The organism is Siccirubricoccus phaeus, assembly GCF_008360935.1.
Taxonomy (GTDB): Bacteria; Pseudomonadota; Alphaproteobacteria; order Acetobacterales; family Acetobacteraceae; genus Siccirubricoccus; species Siccirubricoccus phaeus.
This window is the reverse complement of the sequence record NZ_SRXO01000020.1, coordinates 75917-98863: the sequence shown is the minus strand read 5'-3', so window position 1 is coordinate 98863 and position 22947 is coordinate 75917. Positions and strand designations below refer to the sequence as shown.

General features: G+C 70.1%; 25 protein-coding genes and 2 pseudogenes. 4 read left to right on the top strand and 23 right to left on the bottom strand.

Annotated elements, in window-relative coordinates; translation table 11 throughout:
• Positions 1-5: 5 nt before the first annotated feature.
• From E5N76_RS29760 to E5N76_RS22945, 4 genes are all read right to left on the bottom strand, one after another.
• Entirely contained in the window at positions 6-305 is a 300-nt protein-coding gene (locus E5N76_RS29760; protein WP_187830338.1) for a hypothetical protein, read from the bottom strand.
• Positions 251-1966, bottom strand: a complete 1716-nt coding sequence (locus E5N76_RS22950; protein ID WP_235907837.1) for a tape measure protein — start codon at positions 1964-1966, stop codon at positions 251-253. Before E5N76_RS22950 ends, E5N76_RS29760 begins: the two co-directional genes overlap by 55 nt.
• A gap of 1 nt (position 1967) precedes the next feature.
• Positions 1968-2117: a hypothetical protein gene (locus E5N76_RS29755; RefSeq protein ID WP_187830337.1), complete on the bottom strand. Its 150-nt coding sequence runs from the start codon at positions 2115-2117 to the stop codon at positions 1968-1970.
• Between the two features lie 164 nt (positions 2118-2281).
• Positions 2282-2677, bottom strand: coding sequence for a hypothetical protein (locus tag E5N76_RS22945; protein ID WP_235907836.1), 396 nt, complete (start codon positions 2675-2677; stop codon positions 2282-2284).
• A gap of 35 nt (positions 2678-2712) precedes the next feature.
• Here E5N76_RS22945 and E5N76_RS22940 point away from each other — a divergent pair, with 35 nt between their 5' ends.
• A complete protein-coding gene (locus E5N76_RS22940) occupies positions 2713-2976 on the top strand; it encodes a type II toxin-antitoxin system Phd/YefM family antitoxin (RefSeq protein WP_149539659.1) in 264 nt (87 codons plus the stop codon).
• On the top strand, positions 2966-3409 hold the full coding sequence (locus E5N76_RS22935) for a hypothetical protein (protein WP_149539658.1): 444 nt from the start codon (positions 2966-2968) through the stop codon (positions 3407-3409). The genes E5N76_RS22940 and E5N76_RS22935 overlap by 11 nt, the downstream gene beginning before the upstream one ends.
• Positions 3410-3554: 145 nt before the next feature.
• Here the strand turns inward: E5N76_RS22935 and E5N76_RS22930 are convergent, their stop codons facing one another.
• From E5N76_RS22930 to E5N76_RS22900, 7 genes are all read right to left on the bottom strand, one after another.
• A complete protein-coding gene (locus tag E5N76_RS22930) occupies positions 3555-4655 on the bottom strand; it encodes a type I restriction enzyme HsdR N-terminal domain-containing protein (RefSeq protein ID WP_149539657.1) in 1101 nt (366 codons plus the stop codon).
• Positions 4656-4676: 21 nt separating this feature from the next.
• Positions 4677-5105, bottom strand: coding sequence for a hypothetical protein (locus tag E5N76_RS22925; protein ID WP_149539656.1), 429 nt, complete (start codon positions 5103-5105; stop codon positions 4677-4679).
• Positions 5102-5368 (bottom strand): DUF6441 family protein, encoded by a 267-nt coding sequence (locus E5N76_RS22920; RefSeq protein WP_235907835.1) that lies wholly within the window; start codon positions 5366-5368, stop codon positions 5102-5104. Before E5N76_RS22920 ends, E5N76_RS22925 begins: the two co-directional genes overlap by 4 nt.
• Positions 5369-5465: 97 nt before the next feature.
• Positions 5466-5741 (bottom strand): hypothetical protein, encoded by a 276-nt coding sequence (locus E5N76_RS22915; protein ID WP_149537205.1) that lies wholly within the window; start codon positions 5739-5741, stop codon positions 5466-5468.
• Positions 5738-6394 carry a structural protein gene (locus E5N76_RS22910; protein WP_149539655.1) on the bottom strand — a complete coding sequence of 219 codons (657 nt, stop codon included), beginning with the start codon at positions 6392-6394 and terminating at the stop codon, positions 5738-5740. Before E5N76_RS22910 ends, E5N76_RS22915 begins: the two co-directional genes overlap by 4 nt.
• On the bottom strand, positions 6391-6738 hold the full coding sequence (locus tag E5N76_RS22905; RefSeq protein WP_149539654.1) for a DUF2190 family protein: 348 nt from the start codon (positions 6736-6738) through the stop codon (positions 6391-6393). The genes E5N76_RS22910 and E5N76_RS22905 overlap by 4 nt, the downstream gene beginning before the upstream one ends.
• A gap of 82 nt (positions 6739-6820) precedes the next feature.
• Complete coding sequence (locus E5N76_RS22900) at positions 6821-8095, bottom strand: phage major capsid protein (protein WP_235907834.1); 1275 nt, start codon at positions 8093-8095, stop codon at positions 6821-6823.
• Here E5N76_RS22900 and E5N76_RS22895 point away from each other — a divergent pair.
• Complete coding sequence (locus E5N76_RS22895; RefSeq protein ID WP_235907833.1) at positions 8082-8714, top strand: hypothetical protein; 633 nt, start codon at positions 8082-8084, stop codon at positions 8712-8714. The two genes, E5N76_RS22900 and E5N76_RS22895, sit on opposite strands and share 14 nt — an antisense overlap.
• Before the next feature lie 25 nt (positions 8715-8739).
• Positions 8740-9231, top strand: a pseudogene (locus E5N76_RS31305) (prohead protease/major capsid protein fusion protein); the annotation flags it as partial.
• On the opposite strand, the gene E5N76_RS22885 reads toward E5N76_RS31305, so the two are convergent.
• The 12 genes and pseudogenes from E5N76_RS22885 to E5N76_RS22835 form a co-directional block, all read right to left on the bottom strand.
• Positions 9171-10412 carry a ubiquitin-activating E1 FCCH domain-containing protein gene (locus E5N76_RS22885; RefSeq protein WP_235907832.1) on the bottom strand — a complete coding sequence of 414 codons (1242 nt, stop codon included), beginning with the start codon at positions 10410-10412 and terminating at the stop codon, positions 9171-9173. The pseudogene E5N76_RS31305 and the gene E5N76_RS22885 sit on opposite strands and share 61 nt — an antisense overlap.
• A pseudogene (locus E5N76_RS22880) lies at positions 10409-11581 on the bottom strand (phage portal protein); the annotation flags it as partial. The pseudogene E5N76_RS22880 and the gene E5N76_RS22885, both read right to left, overlap by 4 nt.
• A complete protein-coding gene (locus E5N76_RS30720) occupies positions 11512-12402 on the bottom strand; it encodes a hypothetical protein (RefSeq protein WP_235907831.1) in 891 nt (296 codons plus the stop codon). The gene E5N76_RS30720 and the pseudogene E5N76_RS22880, both read right to left, overlap by 70 nt.
• 862 nt (positions 12403-13264) lie before the next feature.
• Positions 13265-14197, bottom strand: coding sequence for a zinc metalloprotease HtpX (locus E5N76_RS22875; RefSeq protein WP_149539653.1), 933 nt, complete (start codon positions 14195-14197; stop codon positions 13265-13267).
• Positions 14198-14274: 77 nt separating this feature from the next.
• Positions 14275-14778, bottom strand: coding sequence for an Hsp20/alpha crystallin family protein (locus E5N76_RS22870; protein WP_149539652.1), 504 nt, complete (start codon positions 14776-14778; stop codon positions 14275-14277).
• 20 nt (positions 14779-14798) lie between these two features.
• A complete protein-coding gene (locus E5N76_RS22865; RefSeq protein ID WP_149539651.1) occupies positions 14799-15197 on the bottom strand; it encodes an Hsp20/alpha crystallin family protein in 399 nt (132 codons plus the stop codon).
• Between the two features lie 15 nt (positions 15198-15212).
• Positions 15213-15638, bottom strand: coding sequence for an Hsp20/alpha crystallin family protein (locus tag E5N76_RS22860; protein ID WP_149539650.1), 426 nt, complete (start codon positions 15636-15638; stop codon positions 15213-15215).
• Between the two features lie 350 nt (positions 15639-15988).
• Positions 15989-16555, bottom strand: coding sequence for an NADH dehydrogenase ubiquinone Fe-S protein 4 (locus E5N76_RS31125; RefSeq protein WP_149539649.1), 567 nt, complete (start codon positions 16553-16555; stop codon positions 15989-15991).
• Positions 16556-16569: 14 nt separating this feature from the next.
• On the bottom strand, positions 16570-19386 hold the full coding sequence (locus E5N76_RS22850; RefSeq protein ID WP_268921323.1) for an ATP-dependent Clp protease ATP-binding subunit: 2817 nt from the start codon (positions 19384-19386) through the stop codon (positions 16570-16572).
• Positions 19386-21254, bottom strand: a complete 1869-nt coding sequence (gene ftsH / locus E5N76_RS22845; RefSeq protein ID WP_149539647.1) for an ATP-dependent zinc metalloprotease FtsH — start codon at positions 21252-21254, stop codon at positions 19386-19388. Before ftsH ends, E5N76_RS22850 begins: the two co-directional genes overlap by 1 nt.
• Positions 21255-21291: 37 nt before the next feature.
• Positions 21292-21780 carry a phosphate-starvation-inducible PsiE family protein gene (locus E5N76_RS22840; RefSeq protein WP_149539646.1) on the bottom strand — a complete coding sequence of 163 codons (489 nt, stop codon included), beginning with the start codon at positions 21778-21780 and terminating at the stop codon, positions 21292-21294.
• Positions 21777-22883, bottom strand: a complete 1107-nt coding sequence (locus E5N76_RS22835; RefSeq protein ID WP_149539645.1) for a S1C family serine protease — start codon at positions 22881-22883, stop codon at positions 21777-21779. The genes E5N76_RS22840 and E5N76_RS22835 overlap by 4 nt, the downstream gene beginning before the upstream one ends.
• Positions 22884-22947 lie beyond the last annotated feature (64 nt).

Below are 22947 nucleotides of genomic sequence, written 5' to 3'. Positions count from 1 at the left end.
GGCTCCTACAGAGCTGTGGCGGTGACCGGGCCGGCCAGGGCCGAGACATTGCCCTCGGCCGAGACGCTGCGGAGCCAGTACCAGCGGGTCTGGCCGGTGGTCAGGCCGATGCGGTCCCAGAAGAGGCTGGTCGGCTCGGTCGCGAGCTTGACGGCAGCAGCCAGGCTGTTGCTGCTGGCCTCGAAAACCTGCAGCCGCACGGCATCGGTGGGAAAGCCGCCGGACAACCGCACGCCGCCGACGATGCCCGTCACGGTGGGCACCGAGACGGTGGCCGGCACCAGCGCCTCACGCCAGCCCGACACGGCGCCACTGCGCGCCACCGCGCGCGCCCGAAAAGCAGTCGGCTCGGCGGTGGGAATCCCCGCCGCGGTGGCGCCCAGCCCCGCCCCGTAGCCCTGCCACGTGGCGACGGAGGCCGGCATGAACTGGACCTCGTAGCCGGCGAGATGGGCGCTGGCGACCGGCGCCCATAGGCGGTCTCGTTGTTCTGGATGAGCCGCTCGCGCTCGCGCAGCAGCTCATTCAGCTCGCGCTCGGCCTCGCGCGCCTCCCGCACGCCCTCGTTGCTGGCGCGGCGGACCGCGGCGACGCGGGGCTCGAGGCGGCGCAGCGCCTCGTCGCGCTCCTGGAGCGCCAAGGTCTCGAGGCGGGTGCGCTCCGCGGCGGTGACGCCACCGGCCGCCTCCGCCTCGCGCAACCGGCGGACACGTTCCTCGTATTCCCGGTTGATCCGGAAGCGGTCGTCGAGGTCGCGGGTGAGCTCCTGGACGTCCTGCGTGGCGCTGCGACGCCGGGCCTCGGCCGCGGCGGTGGCCGCGGTCTCCTGCTCCGTCCGCTGGCGCTCACCGGCGGCCTGCTCGCCGCGGGTGATCTCGGCCTGGAGTTCTGTGTATTGCCGGCGCAGCTCCTCCAGTCGGGCGGTGCGATCGACCCCGGCCTGCTGCTCGGCGGCACCGACCAGACCGGGACGGATGCTGCCGCGGCGGGTCTGGGCGGTGAGACTGGGCCGGCCGTCATTCTCGCTTTCCAGCCGGGCGATCTGGGCGGCCAGCGCCTCGGCCTGCCGGCGCATGCCGGCGACCCGTTCCCCCTCGCTGAGCAGGCCAGCACCCTGGCGGACACCATCCACGGCGCGGGCGGCAGCCGACAGCGCCCGGGCCAGCGCGTTGGACAGGCCGATGGCGCGGTCGAGCTGACCGAGGAAGTTTTCCGTCGACGCCGTCAGCTGGCCAAAGGCACGGCCGAGGGAGAGCGGGGCCTTGTCGAGCTCCGCGCCGAGCCGCTCGGTCGCGCGCAGCAGCGCGGGAAACACCCGCTCGGCGGTGAGCTTGCCCTCGGAGCCAAGTTTGCGCAGCTCGCCGATGGAGACGCCGAGCTCGCGGGCCAGCCCCTCGGCTAGCAGTGGCATGGCCTCCAGGATGGAGCGGAGTTCGTCGCCCTGCAGGACGCCCGAGGCCAGCGCCTGGGCGAGCTGCAGCGTGGCTGAGGAGATCTCCTGCGTGGAGGCTCCCGAGACGATGGCGACGCGCTGCAGGCCGCCGACGAGGCGGACCACCTGGTCGGAGGTGGCGCCGATTTCCCGCGCGGCGATCGAGAAGCGCTGGAAGGCGTCGACGCTCTCGGACACCGCGACGCCGGTCTGGAGCGCGTTGCGGTACAGCGCCTCGTAGACCTGCCCGGCGCGCTCGACCGAGCCGGTGGCGTTCTGCAGGCGGGAGAGGCCCTGGGTGAGCGCGTCACCGGCCTGGACCAGGGCGCGCGCGGCGACCGCCACGCCGGCGAGCTGGATACCGCGCGTGGCGACGTCGAGCAGTTCGAGGGAGCGCGAGGCGCGCTCGGCGCCGCCCTTGATCTGGTCGAGGGAGCGCTGGCCGGTCTCGCCGACCTCACGCAAGTCGGCCTTGACCCGGGCGGCGTCGTCCAGCGAGAGGCGAACTGAGACGCGGCGGGTGGCGTCGGCCATGTCAGGTCGTCTCCCCCTCGCGGCGGGCGGCGGCGCCGTCGGCCATGCCGATGCGGATGGCGAGCAGCAGTTCGGAGGCGGCCCAGCCGGTGGCACCGAGTTCGCGCGCCGCGGCGAGGGCGCCGGCGGTGTCGAGCCTCAGGCCGGCCATGCTGACTTCGGCGCAGGCGGTGCCGGCGGACCAGCAAGCGTGGCCCTCGATGCTGGTGGGGGCCTGCATTGCGTAGGGGCAGGCGTCAGCGCAGTCGCGTCCGAGGGCGGCGCAGCCGCGGCAGTATTCGGGCCCGCGCCCGAAGTGCCAGGCGGCGCGGGCCCTCAGCCGTTTCCCTCCAACGCCACCGCGGCGACCGGTGCGGTGGCGCGGTCCCAGAACGCCGCGGCGATGTCGTCGAGGTCCATCAGGCGCTCGACCGCCTCGGGCGAGAGCGGCAACGGCTTGCCGGCAGCGTCACCGACGCCCGCCCAGGCGGTGACGGCGTGGCGGGCCAGTGCCTTGACCAGGAAGGCGAAGGACAGGCCGCGCGACATGTCGGGGTCGAGGTCCGGGTCGGCGATGCGGATCGCGGCCAGGCGGCGCGCGGCGGCGGCCTGGGCGGCGGCCATCACGGCGGTGGTCACCGGCCGGATTTCGACGCGGACGCCGCGTGGCAGGTCGAGCCAGTACGGCTCGGCCAGGAGGTCGAGGGTGAGCATGGAAAAATTGCCCTCCATGGGTTATGTATTTTGCAGAAACCAAGGAGCTCCCGATGAGCGAGCCCATGCTCAAGGTCCCGGCGGCCGAGGCGCAGCGGAACTTCGGCCTCTATCAGGACAAGGCGCTGACCCAGCCCGTCGCCATCACCCGCAACGGGCGCCCGCGCACCGTGCTGATCTCGATCGACGAGTACGAGCGCCTCAAGCGCCGCGACCGTCAGGTGGTTCGCACCGAAGAGGCGCCGCAGGAGATCGTGGACGCCATCCTCACGGCGCGGCCGCCAGAGGAGAACAAGCGCTTCGATCATGAAGTCTGATACGCCGGCACTGCCGGCTGTCGGCGACGTGATCCGCTACGCCTATCTTTGGAGCCACGAGCACGCGGCGGGGCGCGAGGAGGGATCGAAAGATCGGCCATCCGCGGTGGTGGCCCTGGTTCGCAAGGAGGATGGGAAGGACGAGGTCGTCGTGCTGCCCATCACCTCGACGCCGCCTGCGGAGCCCGGCGCCGCTGTGGAGATCCCTGCCGATGCCCGCGCCCGCCTCGGGTTGCAGCGCGAGCCGTGCTGGGTCGTGGTCACCGAATACAATCACTTCGTCTGGCCCGGGCCGGACCTGCGTCCGACCGAAGGCGGCACGGGGACATTTGCCTATGGCCCACTGTCCGATCGAATGATGGCGCAGATACGCGAAGCCTTTGCAGCGTGGCGGCAAAAGCGCCGCGTCACAGCCGTGCGGCGCACTGAGTAGTCTTCACGCGTACCCCGCCCCGGCCTACTGGTTCTTGAGCATCGCGTTCATGATCCGCGTTGTCGTTGCGTTGAAGGCGGTGCGGGGGGACTGTCGGGAATTCCGTGTGTGACCGGACGGTTGAACGACACGGTCAGGCCAAGGCCTAGCTCCCCGCCTCAACATCCTCGCTCGCCTGCTCGTCCTCATCCTCCGCATCGCTTGATCCTTCATCGGTGACGGGCGAAGACAGCACGTTCTCCAAATACTTGCTGTAGGTCTGCCGGAGATGGTCCAGAGCCCCCTCGCGCGTTACGCGAACGGCAAGGGCTTCCTGGAAAAACTTCAAACGAGCGCGGTTCTCCTGAAACAGCGACGACCACGTCTTCACCCAGATGACGACGTTCCCGCTCTCGTTGATCACCCCTGATGGGGCGTGTCGGATTTGGCGAAGGCCGCAGTAAGCCTCGTCAAGCGTGCGGGAGAGCACCCAGAACGTCCACTTTGTTCCCGCCTTGTCGAATCTAGCGTCAGAGACGACCGCCTGAGCATATCCCTCGACCTGCCCGATTTCCTTCTGCCGGATGCAGACCTTCGGGGCCTTCAGTTCGACGACGAGGTGTTCAATCGACGCGTCGCCGTGCGGCCTGCGCTGACGGCCGAACATGAGGTCTACGATGCCCCGCTTCTTCGTGGGATGCAGGACGGGGTCACTCCCAAGGACCTCTACACCCCGCGCCTTGGCATGCTCAGCGAGGCACCGGTCGAGCCCCTCGTCATCTACCATGAGATTGTTCTCCTCCCCGAAGAGCCAGGTATTCTCCGCGACTAAGCGGTGAAGCTGGCTCCTCTCCCGGAGAACTCGGGAATGGTTCTTCTCAAAAACAAGAGCCTCGAGGCCGGTGATGACTCTAAGTCGATCGGACACCACCCGGGCCCCTGCGATAATCGAGGAAAGCGTCGTTTCTCGCAGCAACCCGGCGAGGTCGCTCAGCTCCTTCTTGGGGAGCTTTAGCACTTCGCCGAGGACAAACTGGATTTCTTCCCCTCCTTGCTCCACTGCGATGCGCAGCGTCCTCAACTGGAGACGCCGCGCCTTCTGTGAGGCCTTATCGAAATCCTCGATGTGGCGGGCTGCCGTCACGGCCACTATGTCAAATACATCTCGCTCAACCTGCTCAACCGCATTTAGTGGTACCTCGGCATAAGGATAGGTGACCTCGGGGATCATGAGCAGGCGCGAATTTGCGCCGATGGCACGGGGCATGAGGCGTCTCCGGGAGCGGTATCAGGCCAGCGGTGAGCCGGCGACGGTGAAGGACAGCGTGACGGGGACGGAGGCAGCACGGGCCGCGGCGGCGCCCTCGGTCTCGGCATCGTCGAAGAACGGCGCACCGGGCTGCGCCCACTCGACCGCCCCGCCGAGGGCGCGGTCGCCGGTGATCGCCGCGGCGATGTCGACCAGCAGCGCGTCGAGCAGCGCCCCCGTCGCAGCGACGACCTCGACCTCGGCGCGGTGCTCGACCGCCCAGGCAAGCGGCGAAAGGATCGCGGTCTCCTCCACCGTCTCGCCGTCGCGCACCACCACCAGGCCGCCGGCAGGCAGGCGCTGGGGGACGGTCTCGTTGCGCAGGACCTTCGGGGCGGGGTTCCGCGCGGCCAGGGCGGCGCCCAGGCGGGCGGACAGGGCGGCCAGGGCCGTCTCGCGCACACTCATCCGGTCCTCGCCGTCTCGGCCTCCCAGGCCGCCACGAAGCGCCGTGGCAGGCGCCGCAGGGCGCGCAGTGAGGCCCCGCGTACGTCGAGCCGCTTGGCGAGCTTCACCTGCGGCAGGAGCAGGAACATCGGCACCATCCCTTGTTCGAGCAGGCCACGGGCCCAGGCGTCGCGGCCCTTGCGGTTGGCGGTGCCGACCTCGGCAACACCGCCGGCGATCAGCCGGGTGCGGCGGCGCCGGCCCGTTCCCGCGCCCTGGCGCAACGGCAGGCACCAGACGAAGCCGCGGCCCGAGCGGAAGGGCCGCAGGAAGGCCTGGCCGGAGCACCGCCAGCGCGTCGTCGAATACGCCCATGGCGGCTCAGCCGAGCCCGAGCCAGGAGGCGAGCTTCGCGCCGACCGCTGCGCCGACGATGCCGCCAGCCGCCGCCGCGCCCGTGGCCGGGATCGCGGGCGACGCGCTCGGCACACCGCCGGCCGCCAGCGACAGCCGCGCCGTCAGGCCGGCCATCGCCTTGACCAGTTCCGTGACGGTGCGGGTCAGTTCCCGCATGTCCTTGTCGCCCTCGGCCAGGCGCCGCTCGATCTCGGTCAGGCGTGTGACGATGGTGCCGAGTTCGCGGTCGTGGTCCGTCATCGGGTCACCTCCCGCTGCCGCTGCAGCCGCTGGTGGATGGTCCAGGCCGCGACGCCGATCACCGCGGCGGCGACGCCCCAGGGGCCGAGTGCGCGCAGCACTGCGGCCAGGCCCTCGGCATGCGGCGCCAGCGTGGTGACGGCATCGACCATTGCCGCGGCCGTGGCGCCGGCGACCACCGAGCCTGCCGCCGCGCGGACCGTCCCGCTGTGGGCGAGGCCCGGCTGGACCAGGCCGGCCATGCGCAGGCCCTCCGCGATGGTGTCCGGCGCGTAGGGCATGCCGCCGAGCTCGTGCCGGATGATCGCCTCGACCAGCCCGCGCATCGTCGCCGCGTCGTGCAGGTCGATCGGGTCGTCGAGGCCAACGCCGAGCCGCGTGGCGACCGCCGCCTGGTAGGCGCGCGTGTCGTTCTCGCTGCTCGGCGCCCAGCGCGCGACGATGCCGCGGACCGTGCGCAGCCCGTGCCGGTCCTGGTAGCTCTGTAGCAGCAGGGCCAGCGCGCGGATCCCGTGCTGGTGCGACCGGAAGCGGCAGAACCGCCCATCCGAGGGCGGCGTCTCGAGGCCCAGCCACTTGTTCGTGGCGACGTGCTCGATGTTGCCGGGGTTGCGATTGCGGTAGCCCCGGCTGGCCTTCGGATCGCCGCTCATGCGCCGGAGGCCGGGACGCGGTTGAGCCAGACGCGGACGGTCGCGTCCGCCGCCAGCGCCGCCGTAGTGGCGATGCCGATGGAGAAGTTGCCGGTGGCGGTGGTGGTGACGCGGCGGTTGGTGTTGTCCCAGAAAACGCGCGCGCCGGCGGAGATGGCGAGCGAAGGCTCCTTGGTGAGGTCGAAGACGCCCTGGGTGGCGGCCTCGATGACGGCGTTCTGCGCGCCGTCGACGGCGGCGACGCCGAACAGCGCGCCGACCAGGACGCCCTGGCCGGCGGTGACGCCGCCCGCATAGGGGACGGCGACGGCCAGGCTGTCGCCCGGCTGGACGAAGTTGCGCATGGGAACGGGGTCTCCAGAAACGCAGAAGGCGCCCGTGGGGGCACCCTCTGCGTGGGTTCACGATGGAAGGGGTGAGCCGGGATCAGGTGCCCGGGTTGAACCAGGCGCCGCGCCAGTCGATGGCGCCGACCCCGAAGTCGAAGATCACGCTGACCTCGACGCCGTCGACGCCGGAGACCGGCCCGGTGGTGACCTGCGGTCCCTCCGCCCCGTTCAGGTAGCCGTAGACGTAGACCGGCGCCGAGAGCGGGTCGGAGAAGAGGTACCAGCGGTTGTTCTGGATCAGCGGCTCGACGAGCGGCTGGACGAAGCCCGCGAAGACGTTCGCGTTCGAGGTCTGCGTCGCCGCGACGCTGACGGTGAGCTGCCGCGCGGCCAGCTCCTGGTTCGGCCCCACCAGCAGCCGCATCGAGGAGCCGACCGCGATCGGCAGGCCATCAAGGGTCTTCTGACGCATGATGGCGGCGCGGCCGGTGGCGAGCCCGCCGAGGTCGAGGGCCGAGCCGGCGCCCGCCTTGTTGGCGCGCGCCGCGCCGGTGCCGAACACCGCGGCGTTGCCGGTGGTGAGCGTCGGGCCATCGCCGTTCGCGGAGTTCAGCAGGCCATAGGCGGTGGCGTTCTCGAAGTCGGCGACGCGGCGGCCGATCGCGGCGGCGAAGTCGGTGAAGGCGCCGAGGTCGTCGTTCACCAGCATCGGCCGCGTGACGCGGATCCGTCGGGCGAAGGTCTGCAGCAGGACGATCTCCTGGCTCTCGGACATGGTGCCGGCCTGGATCTCGCCGTTCTCCAGCAGCGGCAGCAGCGTCGGGAAGTCGCCGACGCGGAGGTGCCGGTGCGGCTTGAAGTCGCGGAAGTCGCGGCGGAGGAAGATCTGCCGGTAGGTCGGCTGCGCGGGCTGGTAGGCGGCGAGCAGCATCTTGTTGGCCGCGGCCGAGAGCAGGGCCGGGAAGTCGGAGGTGGTGTGGAAGGCGCGCTCGGCGAGCAGCGTCGGGTTGCGCGGCACGCTGCGCTCGCCGCGGGCGCGCAGCAACTCGCCGATCATGTCGGACGGACGCCAGCCCATGAACTCGGCGTGCCGGCCGGACCCCTGCGGCTGGTAGCCGGGCATGGAGCGGGCGGCGAGCGCCTCGGCCATGGCGTCGATCAGCATGGCGGGATCGTCGTAGCCGGGGCCGCTCTCCGGCCGCGCCGGCACGGAAGGCTTCGGGGCCGTCGTGACCAGAAGGTCGAACAGGGCGCGGCGGACCTGGTCGGCCGACCAGCCGCGCTCCACCGCCTCGCTGCGGACCGGCGGAATGCGGTCCGCGGGCACCAGGCCACGGGCGGCCTCGATGGCGGCGTCGATGCCGGCGAGCACCGATGTGAAAGTGCAGTTCGTCACCATCGCGGACTACGCCGAGCTGACGACCGAGATCACCGCCGGCCGCGGCCAGTCGGTCGCAGGCCAGGGGCTGGGCGTGAATGTCCTCAGTACCATCGCGCCATCCGTCACGCCGGTCGGGGGCCAGGCGCGCAACACCAGCGGCGCGCTGCCCGTGCTGGCGGCGACAGGCTATTCGGCCAACCCGACCGCCGTCACCACGGCGCGGGGTGTCGATCTGCTCGCGACGCTGATCGGGGCGCTGGTCACCAAGCCCTTCTCGATCCCGGAGGCCGACTGGCAGTACGCGGCGGCCGCAGGCGGGATCATCAACACCACCGACGTGGTGCTCCGGGCCGCGGCGGCGGCCGGCATCCGGAACTACGTCACCTCGATCGACCTGCGGAATGCGCACGCGACCGTGGCGACCGAGGTCGTGATCAAGGATGGGGCGACGGTGATCTGGCGACAGCTGCTGCCGGCGGCGATGGCAGCCCCGGTCGAGATCACCTTCCCGACGCCGCTGCGCGGGACGGCGGCGACGGCGGTGAACTTCGCCTGCCTGACCACGGGCGCGCAGGTCTACGTCAACGCGCAGGGCTACGCCGCGCCGTAGCGGCGCCGGCCACCAAGGATCCAGCATGTCCGAGACCACCGAACCGGGCGGGGGCGGCCCCGCGCCGGATGCCCCTGCCATGCCGATCGTGGCGCAGCGCGCGCTGGCGGCGCCTGCCACCGTCGATCGCGCCGCGCGCACGGTCGAGGTGGTGTGGTCGACCGGTGCGCGGGCCCGCAACTTCGTGCCCGCTCTCGGCCTGATCACCGAGGAGCTGGAGATGTCGCCGAACGCGGTGCGCATGGAGGCTCTGCGCTCGGGCCAGGCCCCGGTGCTGAACACCCACCGCCGCGGCGATGCCCGCGACGTGCTGGGCCGCGTCACTGCCGCCCGCCTCGAGCGCGGGCGGGGCTATGCCACCCTGCAGTTCTCCGCCGCTGCGGACGTCGAGCCCGTCTGGCAGCGCATCGCCGACGGCACGCTCCGCGCGGTGAGCGTCGGCTATAGCGTGCACCGCTACGAGCCGCGGCCCGACGTCGCGACTGGCGAGACCGTCCACCGCGCGGTGGATTGGGAGCCCTTCGAGATCTCCGTCGTGCCGGTCCCGGTGGATCGGGACGCCGCAGTCCGTGCGCGGGGAGAGCAGGGCCTCCCCGCGCCGGCGATCGAACCCGCCCTGCCTGACGAGGAACCCATCATGCCCGAGACGACGCCGGAGACCCCGGCCGCGCCGGCGCCGTCTGCGCCGCCCAGCCCGCCCCAGGAGATCACCGTGACCACCACGCCCAGTCCCGCGCCAGCCGCGCCGTCCGAGTCCACGCGCGCCGCCGCGCCCCCGGACCTCGACGCGGTTCGTGCCGAGGCGCAGCGCGCCGAGCGCGAGCGCATCGACGCCGGGGCCAGGTTCCGGCTGACCGAGGCCCAGCCAGTGTTCAGGTAGGCCCCGGAGAAGGTCGAGCCGACGAGATCGAAGCTGTTCGCGTCGATCACGGTGATGGTGAAGGTGCCATTCGCCCCGGGCACGCCGGAGACGTCCGCCACCGTCACCACATCGTTCGTCGCAAAGCCATGCGCCGCGCGGGTGATCCGCACCAGGCCGGAGCCGTTGTTGGCGACCGCCGAGATGCCGTTGATGAACTGCCGGTTCCGCACGCGGATCCGGAAGCGGTAGAGCGCATTCGGCTCCGGGATCTGCTGGTGCCGGACGTAGGAGTTCGACCGCGCCGCCGTGGTGTCGAGCTGCCGGCCGTGGAACCAGCACTCGTCGTTGGTCGGCTCGATCTCCAGCACCGACCAGCCGGTGGGGACGGTGGTCGGGATCGGCGAGCCCGACGAACTCGCGAGCCGCGGCGCGCCCTCGCTCTGCACCTCGTAATTGGCCAGCGTCGGGCTGGTGCCGTCGAGCCGCCAGGCGGCGGCGCTGCGGCCGTCCGGCTGGGCGGAGGTCGGATCGACCGAGACCAGCTCGAGCCAGACCGACTGGCCGGCGATGCGCTGGCTCAGGTTCACCGCGACCATCACACGGAGCGGGATGGTGAAGGCGGTGCGGCTGGTCAGCACGACCTCGTCGTCGAGGGTCGTGCCGGTGGAGATGGTCACGGTGCCGTCGGCGACGGTGAGCGCCATGCCGCTGCCGGAGGCCGCGACGTCCCAGCGGGTCGGGTTGATCTCGGTCCCGTTGAAGCTGTCGCGGAACTTCTTCTGCATGCTCTTGATCTTGAGCATGTCGTCCGTCCAGTCGTAGGCGCCGGCGGTCATGCGGTGGCTCCTGGGTTTGGTTCGGCGCGGGGCGGCGCGGCGGCGCCAGTGGCCGCGATCTCGACTGCGGCCATCTGCGCGGCGTCCTGGGCCGATCCGGACTTCGCGACACGGCGCGGGTCGGTGTCGAGCGAGATGCCCGCCTCGTCGAGCAGGGCATTGGCCTCGCGGATCATCTCCACCGCGGCGCGGAAGTCGTAGCCGAAGGCCCCGGCGGCTTCGGGCTGCGGCACGAAGCCCGCCCGCACCTGGGCGATCAGGGCCGTGGTGTCCTTCAGCGGGTCGATCATCTCGTGAGCCGGCGGGACGTGGCTGACGCCGTCCGGCATCTCCGCACCCCACAGCCCGAGCAGGGCGCCCTGGGCGTGGAAGCGGTCCGCGATGGGGCGCACCAGCATCGGGATGAGCATCCCGTACTGCACCTGCTCGCAGAGGCGGCGGAACTCGATCTTGCCGGCGCGGAGCGAGGAGTAGTTCGCCTGGGTGAGATCGCCCGAAACCTGGTCGTAGGTCAGGCCCGCGCCGACTGCCGCGGCCTCGAGCGCGCGGCGGGCAAAGGCGGCGTGGCTGCCGCCGCCGCTCGGGTTCACCACCTCCACCGAGCCCATGCCGCGACGGTAGAGGATCATCCCGGGCTCGAAGCTCTCGACGGTGCGGCCCTGAGCGTCGCGGAGCAGGCCAGCGGCCGCACCGGTCAGGGCCTCGTCGCCCTCCTCGGTCACCACCGCGGCGAGGCAGGCCTCGATCTTGGCCTTCATCAGCAGCGCCGCCTCGTAGTCGCCGAGGTCGCGCAGTCGGAGCAGCACCGGCGCGAGCCAGGAGACGTCGCGCAGCTGGCCAGGGCGACGCTTGCGATAGATGTGCAGAACCTCGCTCGCCGGGATGCGCTCGCTGCTCTGCCAGGCCGAACCCGGCAGGATCCACGCCGCGCCGGGGTGCACGCGGTGCAGCCAATAGCCGACTGGCTCGCCCGCCTCGCCGAGGGCGATGCCCTGGATGGTCGGGGCGCCGTCCACCACCCCGTTCCGCGCGGTGTCCAGGTGGTCCGCCTCGAGCACCTGCAGCCGCAGGCCGATCGGGTTCGTCAGCGACGGCGCGGTCATGACGAAGCGGACGAAGCACTCGCCGCTCTCGACCACCGCCCGCATGGCCAGCGCCTGCAGGCCGTAGAGGTCGAGCCGGCCCTCCGCGTCGCAGGCGGTGCTCTCGGCCCAGCGCTGCCAGGCGCGGCCACCCTTGAGGCGGCGTCAAGGACCTCCTTCAGCCTTCCGCTGCGCAGAACTCGTCTTTCCCTATCCGGGATGACGCTCGTCTCGAGCACCGTGATGAAGACAGTATCCGCCAGTCGCTCGCCCTCCGCCGTGGGCACCTTCAGGTGCTGGAAGGCGTAGCTCGCAACGCGTTCGCGCAGGCGCTTGGCGAGGTCTGTAATGTCCGAAGCGCCGCACCGCCACTCTATCCGCCGGACCAGTTCGTCGCGGAGGCGAACGTCATTTCGCGCCTTGATGAATGCGTGGGCCTTGGCGTCGAGGTCGAGGGCTTCCAAGACCTTTCGCAAGGGTGCCATGTCGGTCCCGTCGGCAACCCGCTGCCAGAACTCCATTCCCGGAACGTCGCCGGTCCTATGCTCGCGCTTCCGCTCCTGCGTGATCATGGCTGTAGTGAGGAATACAAACCGGACCGTCCGGCCTGGGTTCGCTTCGACCAGCCCGACATAAGCACCGATCGCGTTTCGGACGGCTTCCGACGCAAGACTGACCGTGCCCGGGGTGTCCTTTACCTGGGTGGCGCGGAGCGCCTCGCGCGCAACAGAAGCGAAGTCCTCCGCGACCTCAAGGTGAAGTTCTTCGTCGTCGGCTACGTCCAGCCACGCGAGCGCGGCTGCATATACTTGATATGCGTAGCCTCTCAGCGCTGAGACCGCCTCGCGCGCCTTATCGCCGACTATGCTTTGGGTGGCATTTGAAGGTTGGAGAGCCTCCTGGGTCACAGAGGCTGGCGCCCGGTTAGTCGACAAGACTTACCTTCCCCCAAGATTGCTACCGTAACCCGACAGGGAGTCGATCACCGCAGCCATTTGGTCGCGGTTTGGCACGGGTGCCGATCGATGGCGAGTGATTAATCGGGACGAAAAGGATTCCGAATCCGAGCCGGGAGGCTGTGGGGAAAGCTTTTTAGTATCAATAGCTTGGACCTTGTTGGACAAATCGCCCATCCGGAGAGTCTCCTCCGTCCGGAAAGCGAATGCGCCTTCAGTCCGTCCGCTCACCCTTAGGGTGACCGCCAAAAACCGCGCGAAATCTGAGGCCCAGCGCACCCTAACGCTGTGGGGAACGTTTAGAGAAAGACCGACCAGAGCCAGTCAGCGCTTCGAAATATCGCCCCCAACAGTCACCGGCTGGCGACCCGATCGACGCAATCGATCGTCGGGACAGCGGCTCGGGGGTGAAGCGAGATTCTCCGTTCTCCGCTTCTTTGGTCAGACAATGGACATGCTGAATCTGAGCAGCGAGGCTGCGCCAAAGGTGATTTAAAATCAGAGCGTTAGAGCTTGTTGGCGAAATCGCCCAACCCTCAAGGTCCGGAGACTCTCCGCCATTCCGGAGAGAAAATCCGCCCTCGTTTCGCCTTTGCATCATCAAGGTCACGGCCGAAAACCGCAGGAAACCTGCGCCTCAGCGCGGTGCCCTGGTCGGAAGAGACAGATTGTGAGGAAACCGACTGGAGCAGCGGTGGGAACCCGGAACTGAAATTCTCTGGACGGCCTGGCGCCGGGCTGCGAGATCGGCATCCGGTTGAAAGACACACAGATTAAAAAGTTAAGCGTTGGGAGGTGTCGTATTCGCTCGATATCAATAATAAACTCCGCTTCGGTGAAACCTGGGATAAGCAGGCTGCGAAGGCGGCTGCCAGCCTTGCATTGCCATCATTTGCTCCTGCGGCGGTACGAGCAGGCTGCGCAGTCGTGAGACGCGTATCTCGGTTGGCGGATGGGTGCGCAGCAGCGAAGGCTCCGGGATCCGGCGTCCTGGAAGGAAGATCTCTTCCCAGAAACGGCCGGTGCGTCGCTCGAGCTTGAGCAGTGCCGAGACAAGCCCCTCGGGGTCGCCGGTCAGGCGGGCGGCGCCCAGATCCGCGTCGAACTCGCGCGACCGCGACAAGGCCAGTTGCAGCAGCGCCATCACGGTCGGCGAGAAGACCAGCAGCAGCACCACGCTCCAGGGCACGACCGCGAGACCGGCCGCGAGCATCGGCAGGTTCAGGACCAGGATGACCTGGCCCATCCAGGACGCGACGGAGACGAGGCGCGACATCGCATCGGCCAGCCCCATGATCCACAGGTCGCGATGGGCGATGTGGGCTACCTCATGCGCGAGCACCGCGACGAGTTCCCGCTCGTCCAGCAGGCGCAGCAGCCCGTCGGTGACGCAGATCGCGCTATCCTCCGGCCGGCCCATGGCAAAGGCGTTCGGCAGCCGGCTCGGGACGTACCAGAGTTCGGGCGTCCGCGGCAGCGCCGCGCGCCGGGCTATCGCCGCCAACATGGCGATGCCGCCCGGGAAGGCCGCGGCATCGAGACGGCGCGCCCCATAGGCCGAGAGCAGCACCCGCCGCGGGACCGCCGGGGCCGCCATCATGGTCGCGAGCGACACCAGCAGCACCACCATCGCCCAGGCGGGTCCGGCGACAAGCCGGACCGTCAGCCACACCAGCAGCCCCATCCCCGCGAGGATGAGCGCCGCTTGCGCCAGGTTGTTCAGGCGATGGCGGAGGGTGGGCGACATGCGCCATGCCGATGCGCCAGGGCGGATGCCGCCGTCAAGCGCGGGCAGGCTGCCGCAAGGGCAGCCTGCCCGGGCACTCAGCCGGCCTTCACCTCGACGCGCCGGACCTTGGCCTGCGCCTCGGGCGTCTGCGGCAGGCGGATGGTCAGCACGCCGTTCTTGAACGCGGCCTCGGCCTTGCTGCCATCAACGCCGGGCGGCAGCGGGATGGCGCGATAGACGGAGCCGTAGCTGCGCTCGGAGAGGTAGTAGCCCTTCTTCTCCTCCTGCCGTTCGACGCGCTTCTCGCCCTTCACGGTCAGCATGTCGTCGGCCACCGAGACCTCGATGTCCTTCATCTCCATCCCCGGCAACTCGATGGAGATCTCGACCGCGTTCTCGGTCTGCACGACGTCGGACTTCGCCTCCGACTGGCCCCAGGGCCAGTCGAGCGTGCCGAGGGGCCGGCCGAAGCGGGTCCAGAAGTTCTCGAACACCTGGTTCATCTCCCGCTGCAGGGAGGCGATGGGGTTCGTCTCGTTCGCCTTAGCCTCGGGCGCCTCGCCCTTGCGGGCCCAGGGGATCAGGTCCTTGATCTGCATCGTCGGTCCTCCTCCTTGCTTCAGGCGGCGCTGACGCGGATCGTCCGCGGCCGAGCCTCGGCCGCGCGCGGCAGCTTCAGCGTCAGCACGCCATCCTTCATCGTCGCCTCGATGCCGCTCTCGTCGAAATCCTCCGAGAGCGTGAAGGCGCGCTCATAGTCGCCTGGCTCGTATTCCCGATGCACCGCGCGCAGCGCCTCCGGCTCGGGCTGGCGGCCGCGGCCGCGGATGGTCAGCACCCGGCGTTCGAGCGTGATGTCCACATCCTCCGGCGCCACGCCCGGCATCTCGACCATCAGCACGATGCCCTCCCGCGTCTGCTGGATGTCGGCGAGCGGGCGCCAGATGGGTGTGTTGCGCACCGCTTCCGGCGCGGCGGCGGGGGTCTGGCTGGTGGTCGAAGCGAGTTCCGTGCTCATGTCCGTTACCTCCTCTCAGCCGGCCTTGATGGCGATCCGCTTCGGGCGGTCCGCCTCGGGGCGGCGCACCGCGATGCGCAGCACGCCATCGGCGAAGCGCGCGTCCACCTGTTCGGTGTCCACCCGGAAGGGCAGGCGGATCGCCCGGGTGAAGCGCCCATAGGCGCGCTCGCGCCGCAGCCATTCCGCGTGTTCGGGCAGTTCGGGGGCGCGGCGCTCGCCCGAGATGGTCAGGACATCCTCCTTGACGGTGATATCGATGTCCTGCGGTCCGACGCCCGGCAGCTCAGCGACGATCGCCGCCGCCTCATCGTTCTGCCAGACATTCACAGCCGGGAAGATCGGCGCCGCCCCCGCAATTGCCGCGCGATCCAACGCGTCGCTGACGCGGCGCAACAGGGCGAAGGGATCGGCGGGATAGAAGGCCATCGGCCAAGGCATGACTTCCTCCTCTCGCGGCCCGCGCGGCCCGCCATGACGGAAGTCGGCCCAAGGGCATTTGTCATGCCCCCGCATGGTGACGGCGCCGGACGTGGCCCCCGCTTCGCGGCTGACCTCCAGCGGTCTGCCATCATGGCCAGACCCGTCATGCTGCGAACCCCGCTTGGGCGTTCACGTCATGGAGAAGGGAAAGGCTCCGGCCTTCTTCAAGACATCTTCCATGCGTTGCGTGCAAGGCTGGCATTCCAGTCCGCGTGGGCAAGGCAGCGGTCCCCGAATCGACGCGGCGCGTCACTCGGAATGACGCCGTCGCCGGGCAAGGCCGCGGCTGGCGGGCGGCTCAGATGGCCTCAGGCGATCCGCGTTCCCGTCCAGGCGGGGGGATCGCTGGCGGGAAAGGACTCGCGGCTGGCCCGCTCGACCGCGTCCTCTGCCGGCACCCGGACGGGGCCGCGCGGCGCAAGCCAGGGCTGCACGCGGCCGATCGCGCCGCTGAGATCGCTTCGGAGCTGCTCGGCATAACTCCGGTAGCGTGGCCGCCGCGGTGGCGGCTCGGCCAACTCATAGGGCCATCCGTGCCGCTCGGCGAAGGCCACCGCACTCTCCCGGTCGGGGAAGCGCAGGCGGAGATGGGCGAGGGGATCCGTGCCGCCAATCCAGCCGGTCTGCGGGTCGCGGCGTGGCGGCGCCGAAGGCGGGAATTCGAGCACCCACTCCCCTCGCCCGGATCCGGACTGCATGACCAAACGGCCCGGCTGGTGGATGCGCACCGGCGGCCTGTTCCACAGCCCGGCAGGGCTGCCGCCGCCTGGCTGAAGCGGCGCCACCGCCGTTCGGCTTCGGCCGCGACCCGGGCCGGCCGCGCCTCCGTCAGGCGGCGGTGGCGTCGCGCCGGCAGAGGGGAGGCGCGGCGCCATGCCCCGTCCCCGGGCTATCCCGCCGCTCCGGTCGCTTCCGCCGGCGGTTGCGCCGGCGCGGCCGCCGTCCGCGGTTCGATGATCACCTTCTCCGCGCCCGCATCCCAACGCAGCGTCACCGCGTCGCCCTTGGCGACCTCCCCGCCGAGCATGGCGCGGGCAAGGCGCGTCTCCACCAGGCTGCGGATCTGGCGCTTGAGCTCGCGCGCGCCGTATTCGGGCCGGTATCCCTCGGCGGCGAGCATCCCGATCAGGCTCTCGTCGAACTCGAGGCTCACGCCCTGGCTGGCGGCGGTGCGCTTCACCCGGTCGAGCTGCAGCAGCACGATCTGGCGGATCTCCGCCTTCGAGAGCGCGTGGAAGACGATGATCTCGTCGATGCGGTTCAGGAATTCGGGCCGGAAATGCCCGCGAAGCACCTCCATCAGCTCGGCCTTCAGCTTGTCAGGCTGCTCCGCCATCGTCCCGCGCAGGTGCAGCCGCTTCTGGATGCGGTCCGCGCCGAGATTCGAGGTGGCGATGATGATGGTGTTGGTGAAGTCCACCACCCGGCCCTTCCCGTCGGTCAGCCGCCCGTCGTCGAAAACCTGCAGCAGCACGTTGTAGACATCCGGATGCGCCTTCTCGATCTCGTCGAGCAGGATCACGGAATAGGGCTTGCGCCGCACCTTCTCGGTGAGCTGCCCGCCCTCGTCATAGCCGACATAGCCCGGCGGCGCGCCGACCAGGCGGGCGACCGCGTGGCGTTCCATGTATTCCGACATGTCGATGCGCAGCAGCGCGTTCTCGTCGCCATAGACCACCTCGGCCAGCGCCTTGGCGAGCTCGGTCTTGCCCACGCCGGTCGGGCCGAGGAAGAGGAAGGTCGCCACCGGCTTCGAGCCCTCGCGAAGCCCCGCGCGCGCCAGGCGCACCGCATCCGAGACGGCGCTGATCGCCTCCTCCTGGCCGATCACGCGCTGGTGCAGCCGTTCCTCCATCTTCAGCAGCTTCTCGCGCTCCGCCTCCGTCAGCTCGCTCACCGGGATGCCGGTGAGCTTCGAGACGATCTGCGCGACATGGCTTGCCCTGACCTCGGCCGAGCCGGTTGCGCGCTCCTTCTCCCACGCCTCCGTCAGTTCCTTGAGGCGCGCCTCCTTCGCCTCGATCTGCTTGCCGAGCTCAGCCGCCTTGTCGAAGTTCTTGCGTGAGGCGGCGTAATCCTGCTCGCGCCGGAGCTGGTGCAGCTCGGCCTCGATCTCCTGCACCTCGACGGGCCGCGCGGTGGCCGAGAGCTTCACCCGCGCCGCCGCCTGGTCAATCAGGTCAATGGCCTTGTCCGGCAGGAAGCGGCCCTGGATGAAGCGGTCGGAGAGCTCGGCCGCGGCGATGATCGCCTCGTCCGTGATCGTCACCTTGTGGTGCGCCTCGAAGGTGTCGCGCAGGCCGCGCAGGATCATGATCGCCTGCGCCACCGTCGGCTCGGGCACCATCACCGGCTGGAAGCGCCGCTCCAGCGCCGCGTCCTTCTCGATGTGCTTCTGGTATTCGTTGAGCGTCGTCGCGCCGATCAGGTTCAGCTCGCCGCGCGCGAGCATCGGCTTGAACACGTTGGCGATGTCGAGCCCCCCTTCGCCGCCGCCCTGGCCGGCGCCGACGATGGTGTGAATCTCGTCGATGAACAGGATCATCTCGCCCTGGTGCTCGGTGACCTCCTTGAGGATCTTCTGCACCCGCTCCTCGAATTCGCCACGGTATTTCGAGCCGGCGACCATCGAGTTGATGTTCAGCTCCACCAGCCGCTTGCCGCGCAGTGCCTCCGGCACCTCGTCGTCCACGATGCGCTGGGCAAGACCCTCGACGATCGCGGTCTTGCCCACGCCAGGCTCGCCGATCAGCACCGGGTTATTCTTCTTGCGCCGGGCCAGGATCTCGATCGTGGTCTCGATCTCCTGCGCGCGGCCGATCACCGGGTCGAGCTTGCCGTCGCGCGCCATCTTCGTGAGATCGCGGGAATACTTGTCGAGTTCCGGCGTGTTGGAGGGGGCCTCGGCCTTGCCTTCCTCGGCGCCCTGGCGGCCGACGACACGCGCCACCTGCTGGCGCAGCGCCTGCGGGGTCAGACCGAGCTTGCGCAGGATGTTCGCCGCCAGCCCCTCGCCTTCCTCGGCGAGGCCGATCAGCAGATGCTCCGGCCCGACATAGGAATGGCCCATATCCGTCGAGGCCGCGAAGGCGCGGCTCAGCGCATCCTTGACGCGCGGCGCGACGCCGACCTCGCCTTCATGGGGCGCCTTATCGCGCTTGGCCTCCTGCTCGATCTGGGCGCGCAGCTGTTCGGCCGAGATCTTGAACTGGCCGAGGACGGTGCGCACCACCTCGGAGCCGGTCAGGGCCAGCAGAAGGTGTTCGGTGTCCACCTCCGGCCGGCCCCACTCGGCGGCGTGCCGCGCCGCCTCCTGCAGCAGGCGCTCGCCTTGTTCGCTGATACGCGCAGCGAGGCCCCCGCCTGCCCGTCGGGCCGAGGCGCGGCGCTGACCGCGGCGCGGTGGTTCCGCCGCCCCCGCGTCGCCGAAGGTGGCGTCCACCACCTCATCGTCCTCCTCCGCGGCCGGCAGGTCGCGCCCGAGCCCGCCAAGCAGGCTGCCGAAGGGCCGGTCGCCGAAGAACTCCTCGAACAGGCCGCCATGGCGGCCGAACAGCGCCTCGAGCGGGGAGGCGGTGCGCCCCTGCTGGCGCAGCACCTCGCGATAGTGCTCGTCGCAGAGCTCGAGATCCTGCCGCCGCCCGTTGACGGAGGCGCGGACGCGCACCGTTGCGGGCCGTCCGCAGACATCGCACTTGCCGTCCATCAGGTCCTCTCCTCCGCTGGGTTCGCCGTGACATTCGGCGTCGTGATGTTCCGCCGATCACCCGCCGACTCCCCCTGCCGCAGCGGCGGGAAGTCATCCGGGGTGATGGTCTCACGCTCGAGCAGCAGCCGCGTGCCCGCCTCCAGATCGGCCCGGCGCTCCGCGAGCAGCGCCTTGGCGCGCAGATAGGCGGTGTCGATCAGCTCGCGCACCGCGACATCCACCTCGCGCGCCGTCGCCTCGGAATAGTCGCGCGGCGTCAGCGCCGGTACGCCCTCGCCGAGGAAGCTCTGCCGCTCCGGCTCCAGCACCGCCTGGCCGAGCCCGGGATGCATGCCGAAGCGCGTGACGATCTGGCGCGCAATGTCGGTCACGCGCGCGAGGTCGTCGGCCGCGCCGGTCGAGATCTCGCCGAGCACCACCTCCTCCGCCGCGCGGCCGGCCAGCAGCACGACCATGCGGTTCTCCAGATCGCGGCGGGTGATGAGGAAGCGGTCCTCGGTCGGCCGCGTCATGGTGTAGCCGAGCGCGCCGATCGAGCGCGGGATGATCGAGACCTTGTGCACCGGATCCGCCCCGGGCAGGGAGGCGGCGGCCAGCGCATGGCCCATCTCGTGATAGGCGACCGCCTCGCGCTCCTTCGGGTTGAGCACGCGGCCCTTGCGTTCGAGGCCGGCGACGATGCGCTCGATCGCGGCGGTGATGTCGGCCATGGTCACCGCCTCGGCGCCGCGCCTTGTCGCCTGGATCGCCGCCTCGTTCACGAGGTTCGCGAGCTCCGCGCCCGAGAAGCCCGGCGTGAGCGCCGCGATCTGCTCGAGATCGAGCCCCTCATGCTTCACCTTCTTCAGATGCACGCGCAGGATGGCGGCGCGCCCGCCCTTGTCCGGGCGGTCCACCACAACCTGGCGGTCGAAGCGCCCGGCGCGCAGCAGCGCGGGGTCGAGGATCTCGGGGCGGTTGGTGGCGGCGAGCAGCACGATGCCCTCGCGCGGGTCGAAGCCGTCGAGTTCGGTCAGCAGCTGGTTGAGCGTCTGCTCCTTCTCGTCATGGCCGCCGCCGAAGGCGCCGACGCCGCGCTTCTTGCCGAGCGCATCAAGTTCATCAATGAAGATGATGCAGGGCGCGGCCTTGCGCGCCTGCTCGAAGAGGTCGCGCACGCGCGCGGCGCCGACGCCGACGAACATCTCCACGAACTCCGAGCCGGAGATCGAGAAGAAGGGCACCCCCGCCTCGCCGGCGATGGCGCGGGCGACCAGCGTCTTGCCCGTGCCCGGCGGGCCGACGAGCAGGATGCCCTTGGGGATGCGCGCGCCGAGCCGGCCGTATTTCTCGGGCTCCTTGAGGAAGTCCACGATCTCGCGGAGTTCCGCCTTGGCCTCGTCGATGCCGGCCACGTCGTCGAAGGTCACGCCGGTGTCCTTCTCGACATAGACCTTGGCCTTGGACCGGCCGACCGACATCAGCCCGCCGAAGCCCTGCTTCTCGGCGATGCGGCGGAAGACGAACATCCACAGCGCGAAGAAGACGATGACCGGGACCACCCAGGAGAGGAGGTTGTTGAGGAAGGTGTTGGTGATGGTGCCGTCGAAGCGCGCGCGCGACTGCTCGAGCCGCCGGGTGAGGTCCTCGGGCACGATCGTGGTCAGGAAATGCGTGCGCCCCTCGATCGGCTCGCGGTAGCGGCCGAGGATGCTCTCGGGCCGCACCTGCACCTCGGCGATGCGGTCCTGTTCGAGAAGTTCGAGGAAGCGCGAATAGGGGATGCGTTCGGTGACGCTCGCGCCCTGCCACCAGCCCTGGAACATCAGCAGCAGGAGCAGCGCGCCGATCCAGTACCAGGTGTTGTATTGCTGCTGCTTGTTCACGGCATCCCCCGAGACCAGTTCGCAACAGGCTGCGCGGTCACGAAGCCCGCTCCTCGGCGGCCTCGGCTTCGCGCCGGTCCTGGTCGCGCACGAGCCAGTAGACGATGCCGAGCGCCAGCATCGCCGCGCCGAGGGCGAGCAGCTTCGTCGCCTCGATCTGCCCGAGGTCGAGGATGATGAACTTCCGCGCCACCGCGAGCATGGCGATCATCACCACCGCCCGCACCTGCACGACGCCGAAGCGCCGCTCGACCACCACCAGCAGCGAACGCTTGAACTCGAGCGCGATGACGACCAGGAAGATCGCCCCGAACACGGCCTGGAACACGGCCGGATCCGTGGGGTCGAAGATGTCCACCAGCACGAGCGAGGTCACGACGAGCTTCAGCAGGCTCCACAGGGCGGCGACGACGATCAGCGCGATCAGCAGCGTCAGGACGAAGACGACCACCTGCTCGAAACGTTCGTAGAGGCTGAGCGTCCGCCACAGGGCGAGGCCGCGCAGGGGGGGCGAGGACTCCGTCATCGGCCGGCATCCAGCGTGGCGTTGACCTCGAGGCGCGCGCCGTCGCGGAGCAGCGTGAGCGTGACGACATCGCCCGGCGCGCGGCGATCGAGTTCGGCCAGCAGTTCCGGCACGCGGCGCAGCGGGCGCCCGTCGATCGCGAGGATCACGTCGCCGGTGCGGAAGCCGGCCTCACGCGACAGCCGCGCCGGCCGGATACCGGCCCGTTCCGCCGCCGATCCCGGCTCCACGTCGAGCACGAAGACCCCCTCCGTGCCGAGCCTCGCCACGAGCGCCGCGTTCAGCTGCTCTTCCGCGCGGATGCCGAGCGAGGGGCGGATGTAGCGCCCCTGCGCGATCAGCCGCGGCACGACGCGGTTGACCGTATCCACTGGCACCGCGAAGCCGATCCCGGCCGAGGCGCCGGAGGGGCTGTAGATCGCCGTGTTCACGCCGATCAGCCGGCCCGCGGAGTCGAGCAGCGGGCCGCCGGAATTACCAGGATTGATCGCCGCATCGGTCTGGATCAGGCGCTCGATCACCGCACCCGTCTCGGTTGGCAGTTCGCGGTTGAGCGCAGAGATGATGCCGGTGGTGAGCGTCCAGTCGAGGCCGAAGGGATTGCCGATGGCGAAGACCTTCTGCCCGACACGCAGGTCATGGCTAGTGCCGACGGGCAGCGGCTCCGGCCGGCCGGTGCCGACCCCGATCCGCAGTACGGCGAGGTCATGCGCCGGGCTGGCGCCGACCAGGACGGCGTCGTAGGCGCGCCCGTCGGCGAGGCGGACCACGGCCGCTGAACCGCCGGCCACGACGTGGTCGTTGGTCACGATATGCCCGAGATGGTCCCAGACGAAGCCCGAGCCGGTGCCCCGCGGCACCTGCAGCGCGTTGCGCGTCCAGGGGTTCACCAGCCGCTCGGTGGTGGCGATGAAGACGACCGAACCGCGGGCCTGCTCGAACAGCGCGATGGTCGAGCGCTCATCCTCGGCGAGATCGCCCCTTGGCGTGACGGCGCGCGGCTCCGCCCGCCCGGCGAGGAGTTCCGCTTGGATCAGCGGTATGCTCTGCCAGGCCGCCATCATGAGCAGCACCGCACCCGTCAGGATCAAGGTCCGGAACATGAAACGACCATCGTGCAAAGGGAGCCGCTCCGGATGGGTGCGCCTGGATCTGAATTTCCAGTTC